Below are 15,308 nucleotides of genomic sequence, written 5' to 3'. Positions count from 1 at the left end.
GCTCATCACATCCTGGGGCTGAAGTCGGTCCCAAGGGTATGGCTGTTCGCCATTTAAAGTGGTACGCGAGCTGGGTTTAGAACGTCGTGAGACAGTTCGGTCCCTATCTGCCGTGGGCGTTGGATGATTGAGGGGAGCTGCTCCTAGTACGAGAGGACCGGAGTGGACGAACCGCTGGTGTTCGGGTTGTGTCGCCAGACGCATTGCCCGGTAGCTAAGTTCGGCACAGATAAGCGCTGAAAGCATCTAAGCGCGAAGCTGGCCCCGAGATGAGTCATCCCTAGAGCTTCGAGCTCTCTAAAGGGTTGTCGTAGACKACGACGTTGATAGGCAGGGTGTGTAAGCGCTGTGAGGCGTTGAGCTAACCTGTACTAATTGCCCGTGCGGCTTAACCATACAACACCCAAGAGGTTTTGGGTTGGACTCGAAATAAGCCAGTTGATTGTGGCGAGAACNGCTGGCCCCGAGATGAGTCATCCCTAGAGCTTCGAGCTCTCTAAAGGGTTGTCGTAGACTACGACGTTGATAGGCAGGGTGTGTAAGCGCTGTGAGGCGTTGAGCTAACCTGTACTAATTGCCCGTGCGGCTTAACCATACAACACCCAAGAGGTTTTGGGTTGGACTCGAAATAAGCCAGTTGATTGTGGCGAGAACRAACAGCTTTCTAGATACGTGTTTTGRCTGAAAAGTGAAGACACAYCAAATTTTGCTTGGCGACCATAGCGCTTTGGACCCACCTGACTCCATGCCGAACTCAGTAGTGAAACGAAGCAGCGCCGATGGTAGTGTGGGGTCTCCCCATGTGAGAGTAGGACATCGCCAGGCTTTGATTATAAATTGCGCCTATTGCTTGTGATTTTTGATAGCTGCGATGCTCATGTGTTGGTATACATTGTGCGTCTCGCTTCAAAACTCCCTGCGCATAGCTCGCAATTTAATCATCAAAGCGAATATGCGTAAGACTTTGGTGAGAAAGATATACGAAGCCCTGACCTAACGGTCGGGGCTTTTTTGTATCTTTAATCTTTGATGAAAAACCAATAAAGCCCTGGCCTGACGGTCAGGGCTTTCTTTTTTTGATCGAGTGTCCCCGCCGGCGCGTATTAATGCCTCGGGAGGTACCATTATGGTAACTGTGTTCTATGACAGCATGTGTCCTTTGTGTGTGAAAGAAATGCGTAAGCTCTCGCGATGGGATGGCGACGATGCGCTGCGATTGGTTGATATTCACCAAGCGGATTTTTCCATTGATTTTCCCAACGTTGATCCCAGCTCGGCGAATCGTATTTTGCATGCACAAGATAATGACGGGCAAATGGTGTATGGTTTAGATGCAACCTATGTAGCGTGGGATGCGGTTGGAAAAGGCGCTTGGGTGAGTTGGTTACGCTGGCCGGTTATTGCGTGGTTTGCAGACAAAGCCTATCTTTTCTTTGCCCAGCACCGTTATCGGATCTCGGCGATTTTGACGGGCCAAGCACGCTGCCAACAATGTCAGATTAAATAAGGAAACCCATGTCACTGAGCGTGTATGAGAAAGAAGCCATCGTTGCGATGGAAAAACGCTACCGTGCGACTTTTGTGAATAGCTTATCAGGATTTAAATCAGCCAACTTGCTGGGCACCAGCGATACAAACCAACAAACCAATTTATGTATTGTGAGCTCTGCGTTTCATCTCGGAGCAAACCCTGCGTTAATGGGGGTGATAATCCGCCCTGATACTGTGCCGCGTGATACGTTGGAAAACATTAGAGCGACGGGGTTTTATACACTTAATCACGTACAAAAAGAGATGATTGTGGCGGCTCATCAAACGTCAGCGCGTTACCCTCACGATATCTCTGAATTTGATCAGGTTGGTTTGACGCCTTTATGGCGTGAAAAGTTTGGTGCGCCTTTTGTACAAGAAGCCGCGATCCGCCTTGGTCTTGTTCTCCGTGAAGAGCATACGATGGCGATCAATGGTACTCACTTGTTAGTGGGGGAAATAATCGAAGCGCACGTGCCAGACAGTTGTGTCAGTGAGGATGGTTTTGTCGACATCGAGCAAGCAGGCACCGTTGCCTTGAGCGGATTAGATTGCTACCACACCTCCAGCCGTGTTGGTCGTCTGAGTTATGCTAAACCTGACTGCCAGCCAGAGTGGCTTGATTAGCGGGTACGAGCCATATATTGGTTGGGTTGTGCGTAAGTTTCACGTTTCGTCCGGGCATCAGCGGCTTGGTTCTGGCTATTCTAAATGTAGATCCAGCGGCGTTTTACTTGCTCGGCTACCGGTTTCCCGAGTCAGTCGAGGGACTAAATAGCCGGAGAGCTGCTCGATAATCTCCTGCATTAAGGCGCGCGCTTCATCGTCTGAGACTAAAAAGTGAGCGGCGCCTTGGACTTTATCCAATACATGCAGGTAGTAAGGTAAAACGCCGGCATCAAATAGTCGTTGACTCAGTGCCACCAACGCATCCGCACTGTCATTCACCCCTTTTAGCAGCACGCTTTGATTGAGCAGCGTAATTCCCGCTTGTCGCAATGTGTGGAGCTTATCGCTTAACTCGGTATCTATCTCATTGGCATGATTGATGTGAGTAACCATCACCACTTGCAGGCGTGAGCGAGACAAACGTTCAGTAAGCGCAGAGGTGATACGCGCTGGGATCACCACCGGCAGACGAGAGTGAATGCGTAGCCGTTTCACATGATTCATCGGCTCAATGGTGCTGATAAGCCAATCGAGCTCCTCATCTTTGGCCATCAGGGGATCGCCGCCGGATAAGATCACTTCGTCAATTTCATGATGTGCAGCGATATAATCCAATGCACCTTGCCATACGCGTTTGCTGCCCTTGTTATCCTGATAAGGAAAATGGCGACGGAAGCAATAGCGGCAATTTATCGCGCAGCCTCCTTTAACGATCAGTAATACGCGGTTGTGGTATTTATGCAATAACCCAGGAATCGCATTATCTTGCTCTTCAAGCGGATCAGCGCTGAAGCCCTCTACCTCATTAAACTCCTGCGCGATAGGTAACACTTGCTTAAGCAGCGGGTCGTTCGGATTGCCTTTTTCCATTCGGGCAACAAAACTGCGAGGAACGCGTTGTGAAAACAAGCGGCGCGCGGCAAAACCGGACGTCCATTCCTCAGGTGAAATTTCAAGCAGTTGCAGCAATTCACTGGGATCTGTGATCGCCTCTGCGAGTTCTTTGATCCAGTTTCGCTCAACAGCAGGCTGGATTCGGGTTATGATGTGCGACATTTGTGAAAACTCGAAGATGTTAAGAGGATCAAGATGGCGTCTTTCAGCACCAATGAATTCCGCGGCGGCATGAAAATTATGCTCGATAACGAGCCGTGTGTCATTACCGAAAATGAATTTGTGAAACCAGGTAAAGGCCAAGCCTTTAACCGGGTCAAACTGCGTAAGCTGATCTCTGGCAAAGTCTTGGAAAAGACTTTTAAATCCGGTGATACAGTTGAAGCGGCCGATGTGATTGAAGTGGATATGGATTACCTTTATACCGACGGTGAATTCTTCCACTTTATGAACAACGAAACCTTTGAACAAATTGCGGCCAATGAAAGTGCCGTCGGTGAGAATGTTAAATGGTTGGTTGAAAACAACAGCTGTACGCTTACCCTTTGGAATGGCGATCCGATTGTGGTCACACCGCCTAATTTCGTTGAACTAGAAGTGACGGAAACGGATCCTGGCCTAAAAGGGGATACCCAAGGCACAGGCGGTAAGCCGGCAACATTGACCACAGGTGCGGTTGTACGAGTGCCTTTGTTTATTCAAATCGGTGAAGTGCTCAAAGTCGATACGCGCTCTGGCGAGTATGTTGGACGCGTAAAATAATGACCGATAATAAAAAGCCCTGAGTGTGATTCACCAGGGCTTTTTGTTTTATTGCGTTTAGCACACGCTAGATCATCAATACTAAAAGCGCGGCGACGACACTGACCGTAAATGCAATCGCATAACAGACAACTTTGCCTGCCAAGCCGATATGCAGCTTAAGGTCGTGCAGGCCATGGTGAATGCGGTGCATCGCATGCCACATGGGTAGTGCTAAGGTGGCTAGGATAAGTAACTTGCCCAGCCAATGTTCGGCAAACATCATGACACGGTCATAGCTGAGTGCGCTGGGATCAATAATACCAAGCGGCACTAAGATCCCTAAAATCAGCACGGTAATAGGGGTGAACATGGCGAACCAAGTCCCCCCAGCACCAAATAAACTCCACCAAATTGGCTCATCGGAACGTTTTGGTTTGGGATCGATCATAACACCTCCTAAATGAGCACCAAGGCGATCAGTGATACTACAGCCACAGCGCCCCATTGTGCGCCAATCACCCATTTACTATCCAGTAGCTTCCCTTTGATTCGAATTGGCATGACTTGTGGCATCATGCTGAAAAACGTCGTGGCGTGGAACAAGCTGGCGATTAACGCGACCAGATTGAGTAACACCACAACTGGATGGGCCATATAGTCAAGCCATCCCTGCCAAGCCTGTGGGCCTTGTACCAAGCAAATTAATCCCGCGGTTAGGCTGAGAGTAAAGAAGACTAAAGGCAGCACAGTTGCTTCTCGTAGCATGTAGAAGCGATAAAACGGGTGGTGCAGCCACCAAGTACGAGGCATAGGCCGTACATAAGGTTTACGGTTACTCATCCTGTTATCTCCTTCCCTTCTTTATTGGGATTAAACATGGCGATCACCATATCTTGCGTGGAGGCCACTTTTCCTTGGTTAACCGCACCAGCAGGATCGACCCCTTTAGGGCACACTTGTGAGCAATAGCCAACAAACGTACACCCCCAGGCGCCGTTATCACTATTAATCAGTGGCATACGCTCGTGTTGACCACCGTCGCGACTGTCCAGGTTATAACGATGCGCAAGTGTAATGGCGGCGGGACCTAAAAAGTCAGGGTTGAGGCCAAATTGCGGACACGCCGCGTAACAAAGACCGCAATTAATACAGGCTGCGAACTGCTTGTAGCGCGCCATTTGTTCAGGCGTTTGCGTATTAGGCCCGTCTTCGGGGCGGCGGTCATTACCTAAAATATACGGTTTGATCGCTTCAAGGCGTTCAATAAATGGTGTCATATCCACCACCAGATCTTTTTCGATCGCAAAGTTAGCCAAAGGCTCAATCAGTACCCCTTTGGGGTAATCACGTAAAAACGCTTTACAGGCTAGCTTTGGCACGCCATCAACCATCATGCCACACGAGCCACAAATGGCCATGCGACAAGACCAGCGATAAGACAGTGACTTATCCAGGTTATCCTTGATATAACCCAGCGCATCCAGAACCGACATGGTTTCGTCACCGGTGACCACGAAGTCTTGCGTGTAGGGGGCCTCATCCGTTGCGGGATCATACCTGAGCACTGAGACCTGATAGGTAGCTTGCGTCATTTTGCGTGCTCCTCTTGTTGGTCGGCGCTGTCACGATTCGCTTGCTCTGCCGCATCACCATACAGTCGTGCTTGAGGTTGTGACTTGGTTATTTTGACATCGCCATAGTCGATGCGAGGGCCATGCTCTGCTTGATAGAACGCCAAAGTATGCTTGAGATAGTTTTCATCATCACGGCTGGTGCAGCCTTCATCAAGACGTTGGTGTGCGCCGCGTGACTCTTTACGCTGTATCGCGGAATGTGCCATGGCTTCGGCGACTTCTAGGCCATAGCCTACTTCAATGGCGTACAGCAGGTCGGTATTAAACACACTGCCTTTATCTTGAATGCTGATATTTTGGTAGCGAGCTTTCAGTTCGGCAATTTTATCAATGGTGGCCTGCATTAAGTCTTCTCGACGATAAATACCACAACCCGCTTCCATGGTTTCACCGAGCTCGCGACGAATATCCGCCCAGTTTTCTTCTCCTTGATTAGAGAGCAACTGATCAATGTGCGCTTTCACGTCTTGAATTTGAGCGTCGATGGCCGCTTGGTTCCAATCTGTGAAACTGCGAGCACGCTTGGCAGCGCCCTCACCGGCTAAACGACCGAAGACAGCAAGCTCGGCGAGCGAGTTTGAACCAAGACGATTGGCGCCGTGTAAGCCAACAGAAGAGCACTCACCGACTGCAAATAGGCCTTTAACACGTGTTTCCGTTTGCGCGTCGGTTTCGATCCCTCCCATGGTGTAATGCACCGTTGGGCGGATAGGGATCGGCTCTTTGGCTGGGTCAACATTGACATAGGCTTTCGCCAGCTCACAGATAAAGGGTAGGCGCTCTTGAATATAGTCTTCACCCAGGTGGCGCAAGTCGAGATGCACCACATCACCGAGTGTGTGCTTGATGGTGTTGCCTTTTTGTTGCTCGTGCCAAAAAGCCTGAGAGACTTTATCGCGCGGGCCAAGCTCCATGTATTTATTCTTCGGTTGACCGACCGGCGTTTCTGGGCCCATACCGTAATCTTGCAAGTAACGATAACCGTCTTTGTTGACAATAATGCCGCCTTCACCTCGGCAGCCTTCGGTCATTAAGATACCTGTCCCCGGCAATCCAGTTGGATGATATTGTACGAATTCCATATCGCGTAGTGGAATCCCGTGACGATATGCCATGGCCATGCCATCACCGGTGACAATGCCACCATTGGTGTTACAGCTATATACTCGGCCGGCCCCCCCGGTTGCCAATACGATCGACTTGGCTTTGATACAGACCAGCTCGCCTTCTGCCATGTGTAAGGCAATCAACCCCTGTACCTGCCCCTCATCGATAATCAAATCGACAACAAAATATTCGTCTAGGCGCTGGATTTGTGGGTATTTGACCGAGGTTTGGAATAAAGTATGCAGCATGTGAAAGCCGGTTTTATCGGCAGCGAACCACGTCCGCTCCACTTTCATACCGCCGAATCGACGCACATTAATGCTGCCGTCGTCTTTACGGCTCCAAGGGCACCCCCATTGCTCCAATTGCACCATTTCATGGGCGCAATTTTTAACAAAGTAGTCGACAACGTCTTGCTCACATAACCAATCGCCGCCGCTGACGGTATCATTAAAATGATTGTCTAAGCTGTCCTCGTCCTTGATGACGGCCGCTGAGCCACCTTCGGCTGCCACAGTGTGTGAGCGCATCGGGTAGACCTTAGACACCAATGCAATATTAAGAGAGGGATCGGCCTCTGCAGCCGCAATAGCGGTGCGCAGTCCAGCGCCACCGGCGCCGATAACTGCAATATCGGTAGTGAGAGTCCGCACGTTCATCCTCCAGTGTTATAGGGAAAGCCAGTGCTTGGCTTGTTTATTGTTGTGCTGTCATAGTAGGCAATCTCGTCTGCGTAAAAATTGACTCAGTCGGGGAATTGCCGCGATTTTGCGGGCATGGGTGTTAAATTGCATAAAAGTGTGAGATGAATCGGTAAGTGTGCGATAGCGTTGAAAAAGCGCGCAAGACTTGCAATAGAAATGCGCCATGTGACACGCCAATATTGCGTAACAAGTAAGCAGGAAGGCGCTTGTTATTTTGCTTGCTGGCGATAGACTGGCGCCATGGTGCGAACAGAGAATTTTTTATGACCTTAACCACGCAATGGCCACCAACTGCGTCGCTAGAGCAACTGAAAAAGCGAGCCGATATCATGGCACGTCTTCGGCAATTTTTTGCTGACCGTGGCGTATGGGAAGTGGATACGCCAGCACTTAGCCAAGCGGCGGTCACCGATGTGCACCTACATAGCTTTAAAACGTCTTTGGTTGGGCCTGGTTTCGCTGACGGCGTGTCGTTGCACTTAATGACCAGCCCTGAGTTTCATATGAAGCGCTTACTGGCCGCGGGGAGCGGGCCGATTTACCAAATCAGTAAAGCGTTTCGTAACGAAGAAGCTGGCCGTTACCACAATCCGGAATTTACCATGCTCGAATGGTATCGCCCTGGTTTTGATCACCACCAGTTGATGGATGAAATGAACGCGTTGTTACAAGCTGTACTAAGGTGTCAGGCTGCGACACGGATGAGCTATCAAGAGGCGTTTGAGTCTACTACCGGGCTGTGTCCATTAACCGCGGATATTCCTCAGCTGCGCGCACTTGCGGCCACCCAGGGATTGGCCGATATCACCCAAGATGAGACAGATAAAGATACCTTGTTGCAACTGCTTTTCTCGGTGATGGTGGAGCCCAATATTGGCTTACAGGCGCCTGTTTTTGTTTATGACTTTCCTGCATCACAAGCCGCGCTGGCAAAAATCAGCGAAGCAGACGCGCGCGTCGCACATCGGTTTGAGGTGTATTACCAAGGGATTGAGCTGGCAAATGGTTTTTATGAGTTGCAAGACGCTTGCGAACAGCGTCGGCGGTTTGAGGCGGATAACCAAGCGCGGATTGCACGAGGATTAGTGCCACAACCTATCGATACGCACTTGCTCGCCGCATTAGAGGCAGGCTTACCCGATTGTGCGGGCGTGGCGCTGGGTGTTGACCGCTTAGTCATGCTGGCTTTGGGGTGTGACCATATTGATGCGGTGACCGCGTTTCCTGTTTCGCGCGCTTAACAAGGCCGCACCGATAAAAACGCCGCTCTAAGGCGGCGTTTAGGGCAGGGACCGGTTTAGACTTTAAATTTAGATAAGTCTTGATGCATGTCTTGAGCCGCCTGCGCCATGCTGTCACCTTGGTCGCCTGTGGCGCTCGCTTGTTGATGGATCTCGTAGGAGAGATCTTTTACCGCTTGGGTATTACGATTAATATCGTCGGTGACCGCGCGCTGCTCTTCTGCGGCGCTGGCAATTTGAATCGCCATTTCTGAAATCCGCCCAATCGCGGTGGTGATTTGGTTGAGACGCTCACTTGCAGCTTCAGCACGATCAACGCTTGATGTCGCCATCTCATTACTTTGGGTCATATCATCCACGGCCCGTTGCGTCGTGTGCTGTAGAGTCTCAATCATATTGCGAATTTCTTCGGTAGAGTCGTGTGTCCGTTGGCTTAATACCCGTACTTCATCGGCGACTACCGCAAAGCCGCGCCCTTGTTCACCCGCGCGTGCCGCTTCTATCGCCGCATTCAATGCCAACAGGTTGGTTTGTTCCGCCACCCCTTGTATGGTCGCAATAATTTGGTTAATACTCTGCGCGTTTTCATCCAGTTCACGGATCACATTGGTGGCGCGCTCGACTTGCTGAGCCAATTGGGTGATGGCGTCGCGGTTGTCACCCACCACACTTAACCCTTCTTGGCATGATTGCTCCGCTTGTTGCGCCGAAGTGGCGGTATCCTCGGCATGGCTGGCCACTTCGTTGGCGGTGGTTGACATCTCATGGATCGCGGTAGCAATTTGGTCGACATCGTTTTGCTGCTTGTCGACTAATTGACTCGATTGTAACGCATGGGTTCGGCATTCCTCGGCGCTTTGCGACAATGTCATACTTTGATTGACCGCTTTACCGACCATTTGCTGAAGTTGTGCAAGGAAGGCGTTAACGTACTCGGCCAATTCACCAATTTCATCGCGACGGGCTATGTTGATCCTTTGGGTCAGATCACCTTCACCGGCAGAGAGCGTCCGCACCGCCGCGGTTAATTCACCCAACGGCTTGAGTAATTGTTTAATCAGGGCCCCGGCGATAAAGGCAATCACGACAAAAAGAATGACAGAGGCGATCACCACAAAAGTAATTTGCTCTGATACGGAGGCGTAAGCTTGCGCTTTATCTTCGACAATACCCAGCGTCCAATCGGTGTTGGGGACGGTTATTGCAGCAAGCAGTTTTTCTTTGCCGTTGAGCTCAAAGGTGGTGAGTTGGCGTTGCGCACTGGCATTGGCCATAAAGTTGCGAGTCAGCTCGTCATCCAGATCGGTGAGCGGTTGGCGACTTAAGTCCGTATCACGATACGCGACGAGGCGATTTTCACCGTCGACCAAAAAGGCAAAGCCATTACTGAGCTTCAAATTGAGCACCTGCTCGACGATATCAGTCACGGTGACATCGGCGGCGATCACACCTTGGTATTGGCCATTAAAGGCCTTGGCTAAACTGACCACTAGGCTACCGTCAAAATCCTGATAGGGCTCAGTAATAATAAGTTCATTGACTCCACTCGCACTCTGGTACCAGGGCCGTGTGCGCGGATCGTAATCCGCTGGCCAGTCTTCACTTTTATCACCATAAGCAATGCGTCCATCGCTAAACCCAGCATAAACGGATAAAAAGTGTCCCGCACGCTTCGTCACTAGCAGTTCACGATCGACATTGGCGTTATTCGCAATCAGCGTCTCATTGGCCAGAAGCATATCGGCACGCGTACTTAACCAGCTATCAATGAACTGAGTGGTAGCATCACCGACATCATGCATTTGTTTGGTAATGCTGGTGGTGGTTTCAGTTTGGAGCTGACGCACAGAAATGCTGGCAAGCACCGCACTGACCAGCGCGACGATAAAGGCAATAGCCACAATAATTTTCAGCTTAATTGTCGGCTTGGGCATAGACACATTTCCATCTCATTAAAAAATATCTTTGAGTGTATACGCAAGGCTTACAGCAAAGTTAGATCAATGAGGCAAATCGCGTTGATAAGTGAGGATAAGGAATCGTTGAACGCAGAATTTGTGATCTTTCTGCCAATAGAGAGGCTGCCTACTGGTATAGGCAGCCTGGTTGCATCGCCGTGTTCATATCGTTGACGCGTTATACTTTAAATTTAGACAAGTCACTGTGCATCGCCTGCGCGTCTTGCGCCATTTGCTCGCCTTGCTCCCCCGTTTCGTTCGATTTTTGATGAAGCTCCAGTGATAAATCGCGCACCGCTTGGGTATTGCGATTGATATCTTCAGTGACGGCACGTTGCTCTTCAGCCGCGCTGGCAATTTGTGCCGCCATTTCGGAGATATCGCCAATCGCGCGTGTGATTTGATTGAGTTTATCACTGGCTGAGGCGGCGCGATCGACACTGGAGGTTGCCATTTCGTTACTTTGGGTCATGCCATCCACCGCACGTTGTGTCGTGTTCTGCAGCGTTTCTATCATATTGCGGATTTCTTCGGTGGAGTCGTGCGTGCGTTGACTCAGTACACGTACCTCGTCAGCGACCACCGCAAACCCTCGGCCTTGCTCACCAGCACGCGCAGCCTCAATCGCGGCGTTAAGCGCCAGTAAGTTCGTTTGCTCGGCAATCCCTTGGATGGTGGAAATGATTTGATTAATGCTTTGCGAGTTTGTGTCTAGCTCTCTAATCACATTGGTGGCTTGTTCGACCTGTTCTGCCAACTGTGTGATCGCGTCACGGTTACTTTCCACGACCTCTAGGCCATCCCGGCATGAACTTTCTGCTTCTTGGGCTGAACGAGCGGTTTGTTCGGCATTGCTGGCCACTTCATTGGCAGTGGTTGACATTTGGTGAATGGCGGTCGCGATTTGATCGACATCACCTTGCTGTTGTCCGACCAAACCGGTCGATTGATGCGCAAGATTTCGACATTGGTCCGCGCGTTCAGACAATCCCACACTTTGGGTGACGCTTCGACCAATCATGGCTTGCAATTGCGCTAAAAACGCATTGACGTGTCCGGCTAACTCACCGATTTCATCGTGGCGCACAATATCAAGACGCTGAGTAAGATCGCCACTGCCTTGCGATAAGGAACTTACTGCGTGCGTCAGCTGAGTCAGTGGGGCCAGCATACGGTGAATGAGGAAGCCGGCAATAAAAGCGATAACGACAAACAAAATCACCGACGTGACCAACGTGGAGACTATTTGCTCGGAAACGGAAGCAAACGCCAGTTGTTTGTCTTGAACTACCCCTAGACTCCAGTTAGCGCCTTCCACTTTTGTGACTGCAATGAGTTTTTCGCGGCCATCGCCATCGAACGTCACGGTCCCCAGTGCTTGGCTGTTTCGTGCATTTTGGATGAAGGCCGGTGTGAGCTCATCGTCGACCTGCGTTAAAGCTTTTCCACTCAGCGCGGTATCGCGATAGGCGACCACCTTATTATTGCTATCAACCAAAAACGCGAAGCCTTCGTTGGGTAGGCGTACGTTAAGCACCTCTTTGACAATGGCGTCGACAGATAAGTCAGCAGCAATAACCCCTTCGAACTGTTGATTAAATGCTTTAGCAAAGCTGATGACCATGCCAGCGCCATTGGCATCGACATAAGGAGGCGTAATAATTAAATCGTTTGCCGCATTGGCTTGCTTATACCAAGGACGTGAACGAGGGTCATAGTCGGTTGGCCAGCTTTCGGTTTTATCACCATAGGCGATGGTTCCATCAGCAAAGCCGGCATAGACGGTAAGAAAATCACCCTGGCGCTTGGTCAGTAATAATTCGCGATCAACATTCGGTTGGCTAGCAATCAAAGGCACATTCGCGACGAGCATTTTGCTGCGGATGTCGAGCCATTCTTCGATAAAGTTGCTCGTTGATAGCCCCACATCTCTCATTTGAGCGGTGACGCTTTGTTCGGTTTCTGCTTCAAGTTGATTGACTGAAAACCATGCCTGTACTGCACTGACTAAGGCGACGACCAAAGCAACCGCAAGTAATATTTTGGTCTTGATGGTAAATTTCATTAAAGATCCCTCGTACTACCACACTATGACGATACTTTCTTATTGAGTATCTGCTTAATTGTAGAAAGCTTGAGCCTGGGAGGGGATAGAATTTAAAAAAAGTTTTCCTCTCAAGCTCGCTAAAGCCTGCATCACTCGTGTTATCCCATTTTTAACCAATAAAAAATAGACACTTATGTAAAATGGAAACGACTTATCGGTTTTTTGTCTCATCGATGAACGCCTGTCAGGTTAATAAGACAACCCCGCCATAAACCAGCATCAAACCACTAACCCCGAGAATAAGGCCGACTTTGACCAGATCTTGACTACTGATAAACCCCGTGGAGTAAGCGAGCGAGTTGGGAGGGGTCGATACCGGTAAAATCATGCCGAGAGAGGCGGAAAAAGCGACAACAATGAGCAAGCCTTGCATGCCGCCAATGCTTGCTAACGCTGGCATGGAAGAGGCAATCGCCGCCGCAATCGGCATTAACAAGTTTGCGGTCGCTGTATTGGACATAAAATTAGCCATTAGCCAGCAAATCACCGATAAGGTAATTAAAACGGTCATGGCAGTGAGCAAGCTGTAATCCACTGCATGGGCGAGGGCTGCGGCGAGACCGGTTTGATCCAGTGCGATCCCCATTGCAATCCCGCCGGCGACCAGCCAAAGCACATCCCAGTTAATTTGCTTAAGCTCTGGCTTACCAATGATCCCTGTCAGGGTAAAAATAGCCAGAGGGATCACCGCGACGACATACGTATTCATGCCATGAGCGCCTGTGGTGAGCCACAGAACAATGGTCAGCGCAAAGGTAATATAGACGGTATAGGCTTGCCAGCTTTGTAAAAAACGGCCTTCTAACGCAAGCTCCACTCGAGTGTGTTGACTGCGAAAGAGGCGTTGTAACAGCCACCAAGCAAAACTGAGTTGGACGATCACGAAGGGGAGCCCCATCTTCATCCAGTCTAAAAAGGAGACTTGATATTCGCCGGTTAAATACTGTAGCGCGATCGCGTTTGGCGGTGTGCCGATAGGGGTAGCGATTCCTCCGGTATTCGCGGCGACCGGAATGCAAAGCACCATCGCTTTAATTAACGGATCGCCTTTGGGTAGCACACTGATAATGGGCGCTAATAGGGCCAACATCATGACAGTTGTCGCGGTATTGGACATAAACATTGAAAATACCGCCGTGATCAACATCAGCCCCAGCATAATGAACTTGGGGTGTTGGCCGAAAGGTTTGAGTAACACGCGGGCAAGGTTAATGTCGAGCTGATATTTAGACGCCGCGATAGCCAACGAAAACCCACCCATAAACAGGATGATAATAGGCGATGAAAACGCACTTAATATATCGGTGTAAGGAATTAACTCGCCACGCGGATGATGAGGCGTTATGCCACGAAACCAGTGCAAGCCTTTGTCTGAAATCATGATCAGTTGCAGGGTGATGATGAGCAAGGACGTAGAAAAAACGGGAACGGGCTCAAGCACCCACAATAACGCGGCCATTAAAAAGATGGCTAATAAGCGGTGCTGAATAATCGTAAGATCGGCAATAGGCAACCAATCGGTGGGGATGAGCAGTAATAATAAGGGGAAGCCGAGTGCGACAAGTAGCTTGATAAAACGAGCATTAACCACAAATACGCTCCTTCGTCATTGGTGGGCGACCGCGTCATGCCTTACAGTTGGATTGGCAAGCGCTTTATTGCTAACAGAATACCTCCAATAATACGGACCTTGCCTGTTGATTAACGGGAAAAATCTCCGAATTTCGACACAAAAAAGGGGCATAAATGCCCCTTATCTCACAATTTTTTCGATTACGCCTGCCGATGCGCGTAGGGCTGCCCCATTTGCGTAGGTGCGCCAGGGGTAACTTGGTCGTCGAAGTGCAGGGCACCGTGTGGAAAGAGGTTAATCACGGTTGAGCCCAGCTTGAATCGGCCCATCTCATCACCTTGGACAAAGTGAATCGCTTGCTCGCCCTCGGTCGGGTATTGCCAACGACGAATGCTGCCGCCAGTTGGCGGTGTCACCGTGCCCGCCCACGTGGTTTCAATGCTACCGACAATGGTCGCACCCACTAAAATTTGCGCCATGGGGCCGAAATCTGTTTCAAAGAGACAGACAACACGCTCATTGCGCGCGAACAGGTTGGGAACGTTTTCTGCTGTTACCGGGTTGACTGAAAAGAGATCGCCAGGAATATAGATCATCTCGCGCAGTACCCCGTCACATGGCATATGGACGCGGTGATAATCACGCGGTGAGAGATATAAGGTGGCGAACGCTCCCTCATCAAATTGGCTAGCGAGTGCTGCATCGCCGCCGATTAATTCGGTTAATGAAAAGTAGTGGCCTTTGGCTTGGATTAATTGCCCCTGCTCGATGCGTCCCGCTTGACTGACGCAGGCATCGGCAGGAAAAACCAAGGTATCATTATCGCCTTCGATGGGACGTAACGCAGGTTTTAGCTCACGGACAAAAAAATCATTAAAGGTGCGATAGTAGCCAGGATCACTGACCTTTGCTTCGCCCATGTCGACGTGATACTGCTTAATAAACCACTTAATCACCGAGGTTGTGAACCAGCCGCCTTTTAAGCTAGCCAATTTGCCCATGACTCGGGTAAGAGCGTGTTTCGGCGCAAGGTATTGCAGCCCGACTTTTAAATCGTCTCGCACAGTTTCGTCCTGACAAGTTATTGAATGTTAATTACGCTCAATGCGTGCTATGGATTGGCACGCAGTGTAGCGAATCAATACGT

The 15,308-nt window shown here is 50.1% G+C and carries 13 protein-coding genes and 2 rRNA genes; 6 read left to right on the top strand and 9 right to left on the bottom strand.

The features are described from left to right. The 4 genes from BZG79_RS00285 to BZG79_RS00270 form a co-directional block, all read left to right on the top strand. A 23S ribosomal RNA gene (locus BZG79_RS00285) occupies positions 1 to 396 on the top strand; the annotation flags it as partial. A 313-nt stretch (positions 397 to 709) separates the two neighbouring features. Then, positions 710 to 825: ribosomal RNA gene (rrf, locus tag BZG79_RS00280) — 5S ribosomal RNA — on the top strand. Between the two features lie 301 nt (positions 826 to 1,126). Further along, positions 1,127 to 1,507, top strand: coding sequence for a DUF393 domain-containing protein (locus tag BZG79_RS00275; protein ID WP_077645955.1), 381 nt, complete (start codon positions 1,127 to 1,129; stop codon positions 1,505 to 1,507). A gap of 8 nt (positions 1,508 to 1,515) precedes the next feature. Then, positions 1,516 to 2,157 carry a flavin reductase gene (locus BZG79_RS00270; RefSeq protein ID WP_077773498.1) on the top strand — a complete coding sequence of 214 codons (642 nt, stop codon included), beginning with the start codon at positions 1,516 to 1,518 and terminating at the stop codon, positions 2,155 to 2,157. A 75-nt stretch (positions 2,158 to 2,232) separates the two neighbouring features. On the opposite strand, the gene epmB is transcribed toward BZG79_RS00270, so the two are convergent. Continuing rightward, positions 2,233 to 3,255 (bottom strand): EF-P beta-lysylation protein EpmB, encoded by a 1,023-nt coding sequence (epmB, locus tag BZG79_RS00265; RefSeq protein ID WP_077773497.1) that lies wholly within the window; start codon positions 3,253 to 3,255, stop codon positions 2,233 to 2,235. 33 nt (positions 3,256 to 3,288) lie between these two features. On the opposite strand from epmB, the gene efp reads away from it, so the two are divergent. Then, positions 3,289 to 3,855: an elongation factor P gene (efp, locus tag BZG79_RS00260; RefSeq protein WP_021023462.1), complete on the top strand. Its 567-nt coding sequence runs from the start codon at positions 3,289 to 3,291 to the stop codon at positions 3,853 to 3,855. 67 nt (positions 3,856 to 3,922) lie between these two features. Here efp and frdD read toward each other — a convergent pair whose 3' ends face one another. From frdD to frdA, 4 genes are read right to left on the bottom strand one after another with little or no spacing between them, the layout of a single operon-like run. Further along, complete coding sequence (gene frdD, locus BZG79_RS00255) at positions 3,923 to 4,285, bottom strand: fumarate reductase subunit FrdD (protein WP_077460027.1); 363 nt, start codon at positions 4,283 to 4,285, stop codon at positions 3,923 to 3,925. 8 nt (positions 4,286 to 4,293) lie between these two features. Further along, positions 4,294 to 4,677, bottom strand: a complete 384-nt coding sequence (gene frdC, locus BZG79_RS00250; RefSeq protein WP_077460026.1) for a fumarate reductase subunit FrdC — start codon at positions 4,675 to 4,677, stop codon at positions 4,294 to 4,296. Then, positions 4,674 to 5,429, bottom strand: coding sequence for a succinate dehydrogenase/fumarate reductase iron-sulfur subunit (locus BZG79_RS00245; protein WP_077773496.1), 756 nt, complete (start codon positions 5,427 to 5,429; stop codon positions 4,674 to 4,676). Before BZG79_RS00245 ends, frdC begins: the two co-directional genes overlap by 4 nt. Then, positions 5,426 to 7,231: a fumarate reductase (quinol) flavoprotein subunit gene (frdA, locus tag BZG79_RS00240; protein WP_077773500.1), complete on the bottom strand. Its 1,806-nt coding sequence runs from the start codon at positions 7,229 to 7,231 to the stop codon at positions 5,426 to 5,428. Before frdA ends, BZG79_RS00245 begins: the two co-directional genes overlap by 4 nt. Before the next feature lie 314 nt (positions 7,232 to 7,545). Between frdA and epmA the strand changes: the two genes are divergently transcribed. Next, the gene (gene epmA / locus BZG79_RS00235; RefSeq protein ID WP_077773499.1) at positions 7,546 to 8,523 is read left to right on the top strand and encodes an elongation factor P--(R)-beta-lysine ligase; all 978 of its coding nucleotides are present in this window, start codon (positions 7,546 to 7,548) and stop codon (positions 8,521 to 8,523) included. Positions 8,524 to 8,579: 56 nt separating this feature from the next. On the opposite strand, the gene BZG79_RS00230 is transcribed toward epmA, so the two are convergent. The 4 genes from BZG79_RS00230 to asd all read right to left on the bottom strand — a co-directional run bounded on the left by BZG79_RS00230 (position 8,580) and on the right by asd (position 15,225). Further along, the gene (locus BZG79_RS00230) at positions 8,580 to 10,457 is read right to left on the bottom strand and encodes a methyl-accepting chemotaxis protein (RefSeq protein ID WP_077576897.1); all 1,878 of its coding nucleotides are present in this window, start codon (positions 10,455 to 10,457) and stop codon (positions 8,580 to 8,582) included. Positions 10,458 to 10,659: 202 nt separating this feature from the next. Then, positions 10,660 to 12,546 carry a methyl-accepting chemotaxis protein gene (locus tag BZG79_RS00225; protein ID WP_021023469.1) on the bottom strand — a complete coding sequence of 629 codons (1,887 nt, stop codon included), beginning with the start codon at positions 12,544 to 12,546 and terminating at the stop codon, positions 10,660 to 10,662. A 226-nt stretch (positions 12,547 to 12,772) separates the two neighbouring features. Continuing rightward, positions 12,773 to 14,179: a DASS family sodium-coupled anion symporter gene (locus tag BZG79_RS00220; RefSeq protein ID WP_077660561.1), complete on the bottom strand. Its 1,407-nt coding sequence runs from the start codon at positions 14,177 to 14,179 to the stop codon at positions 12,773 to 12,775. 182 nt (positions 14,180 to 14,361) lie between these two features. Next, the gene (gene asd / locus BZG79_RS00215; protein ID WP_077773495.1) at positions 14,362 to 15,225 is read right to left on the bottom strand and encodes an archaetidylserine decarboxylase; all 864 of its coding nucleotides are present in this window, start codon (positions 15,223 to 15,225) and stop codon (positions 14,362 to 14,364) included. Positions 15,226 to 15,308: the final 83 nt, after the last annotated feature.

Source organism: Salinivibrio sp. MA427 (assembly GCF_001996115.1).
GTDB lineage: Bacteria > Pseudomonadota > Gammaproteobacteria > Enterobacterales > Vibrionaceae > Salinivibrio > Salinivibrio costicola.
Note: the sequence above shows the minus strand (reverse complement) of the source record. Positions and strands in the feature narration are given on the sequence as shown.

Bases quoted from the DNA above. Each gene is read 5' to 3' on its own strand.
- BZG79_RS00275 (WP_077645955.1), top strand. From the start codon at position 1,127: ATGGTAACTGTGTTCTATGACAGCATGTGTCCTTTGTGTGTGAAAGAA.
- BZG79_RS00270 (WP_077773498.1), top strand. From the start codon at position 1,516: ATGTCACTGAGCGTGTATGAGAAAGAAGCCATCGTTGCGATGGAAAAA.
- epmB (WP_077773497.1), bottom strand. From the start codon at position 3,255: ATGTCGCACATCATAACCCGAATCCAGCCTGCTGTTGAGCGAAACTGG.
- efp (WP_021023462.1), top strand. From the start codon at position 3,289: ATGGCGTCTTTCAGCACCAATGAATTCCGCGGCGGCATGAAAATTATG.
- frdD (WP_077460027.1), bottom strand. From the start codon at position 4,285: ATGATCGATCCCAAACCAAAACGTTCCGATGAGCCAATTTGGTGGAGT.
- frdC (WP_077460026.1), bottom strand. From the start codon at position 4,677: ATGAGTAACCGTAAACCTTATGTACGGCCTATGCCTCGTACTTGGTGG.
- BZG79_RS00245 (WP_077773496.1), bottom strand. From the start codon at position 5,429: ATGACGCAAGCTACCTATCAGGTCTCAGTGCTCAGGTATGATCCCGCA.
- epmA (WP_077773499.1), top strand. From the start codon at position 7,546: ATGACCTTAACCACGCAATGGCCACCAACTGCGTCGCTAGAGCAACTG.
- BZG79_RS00230 (WP_077576897.1), bottom strand. From the start codon at position 10,457: ATGCCCAAGCCGACAATTAAGCTGAAAATTATTGTGGCTATTGCCTTT.
- BZG79_RS00225 (WP_021023469.1), bottom strand. From the start codon at position 12,546: ATGAAATTTACCATCAAGACCAAAATATTACTTGCGGTTGCTTTGGTC.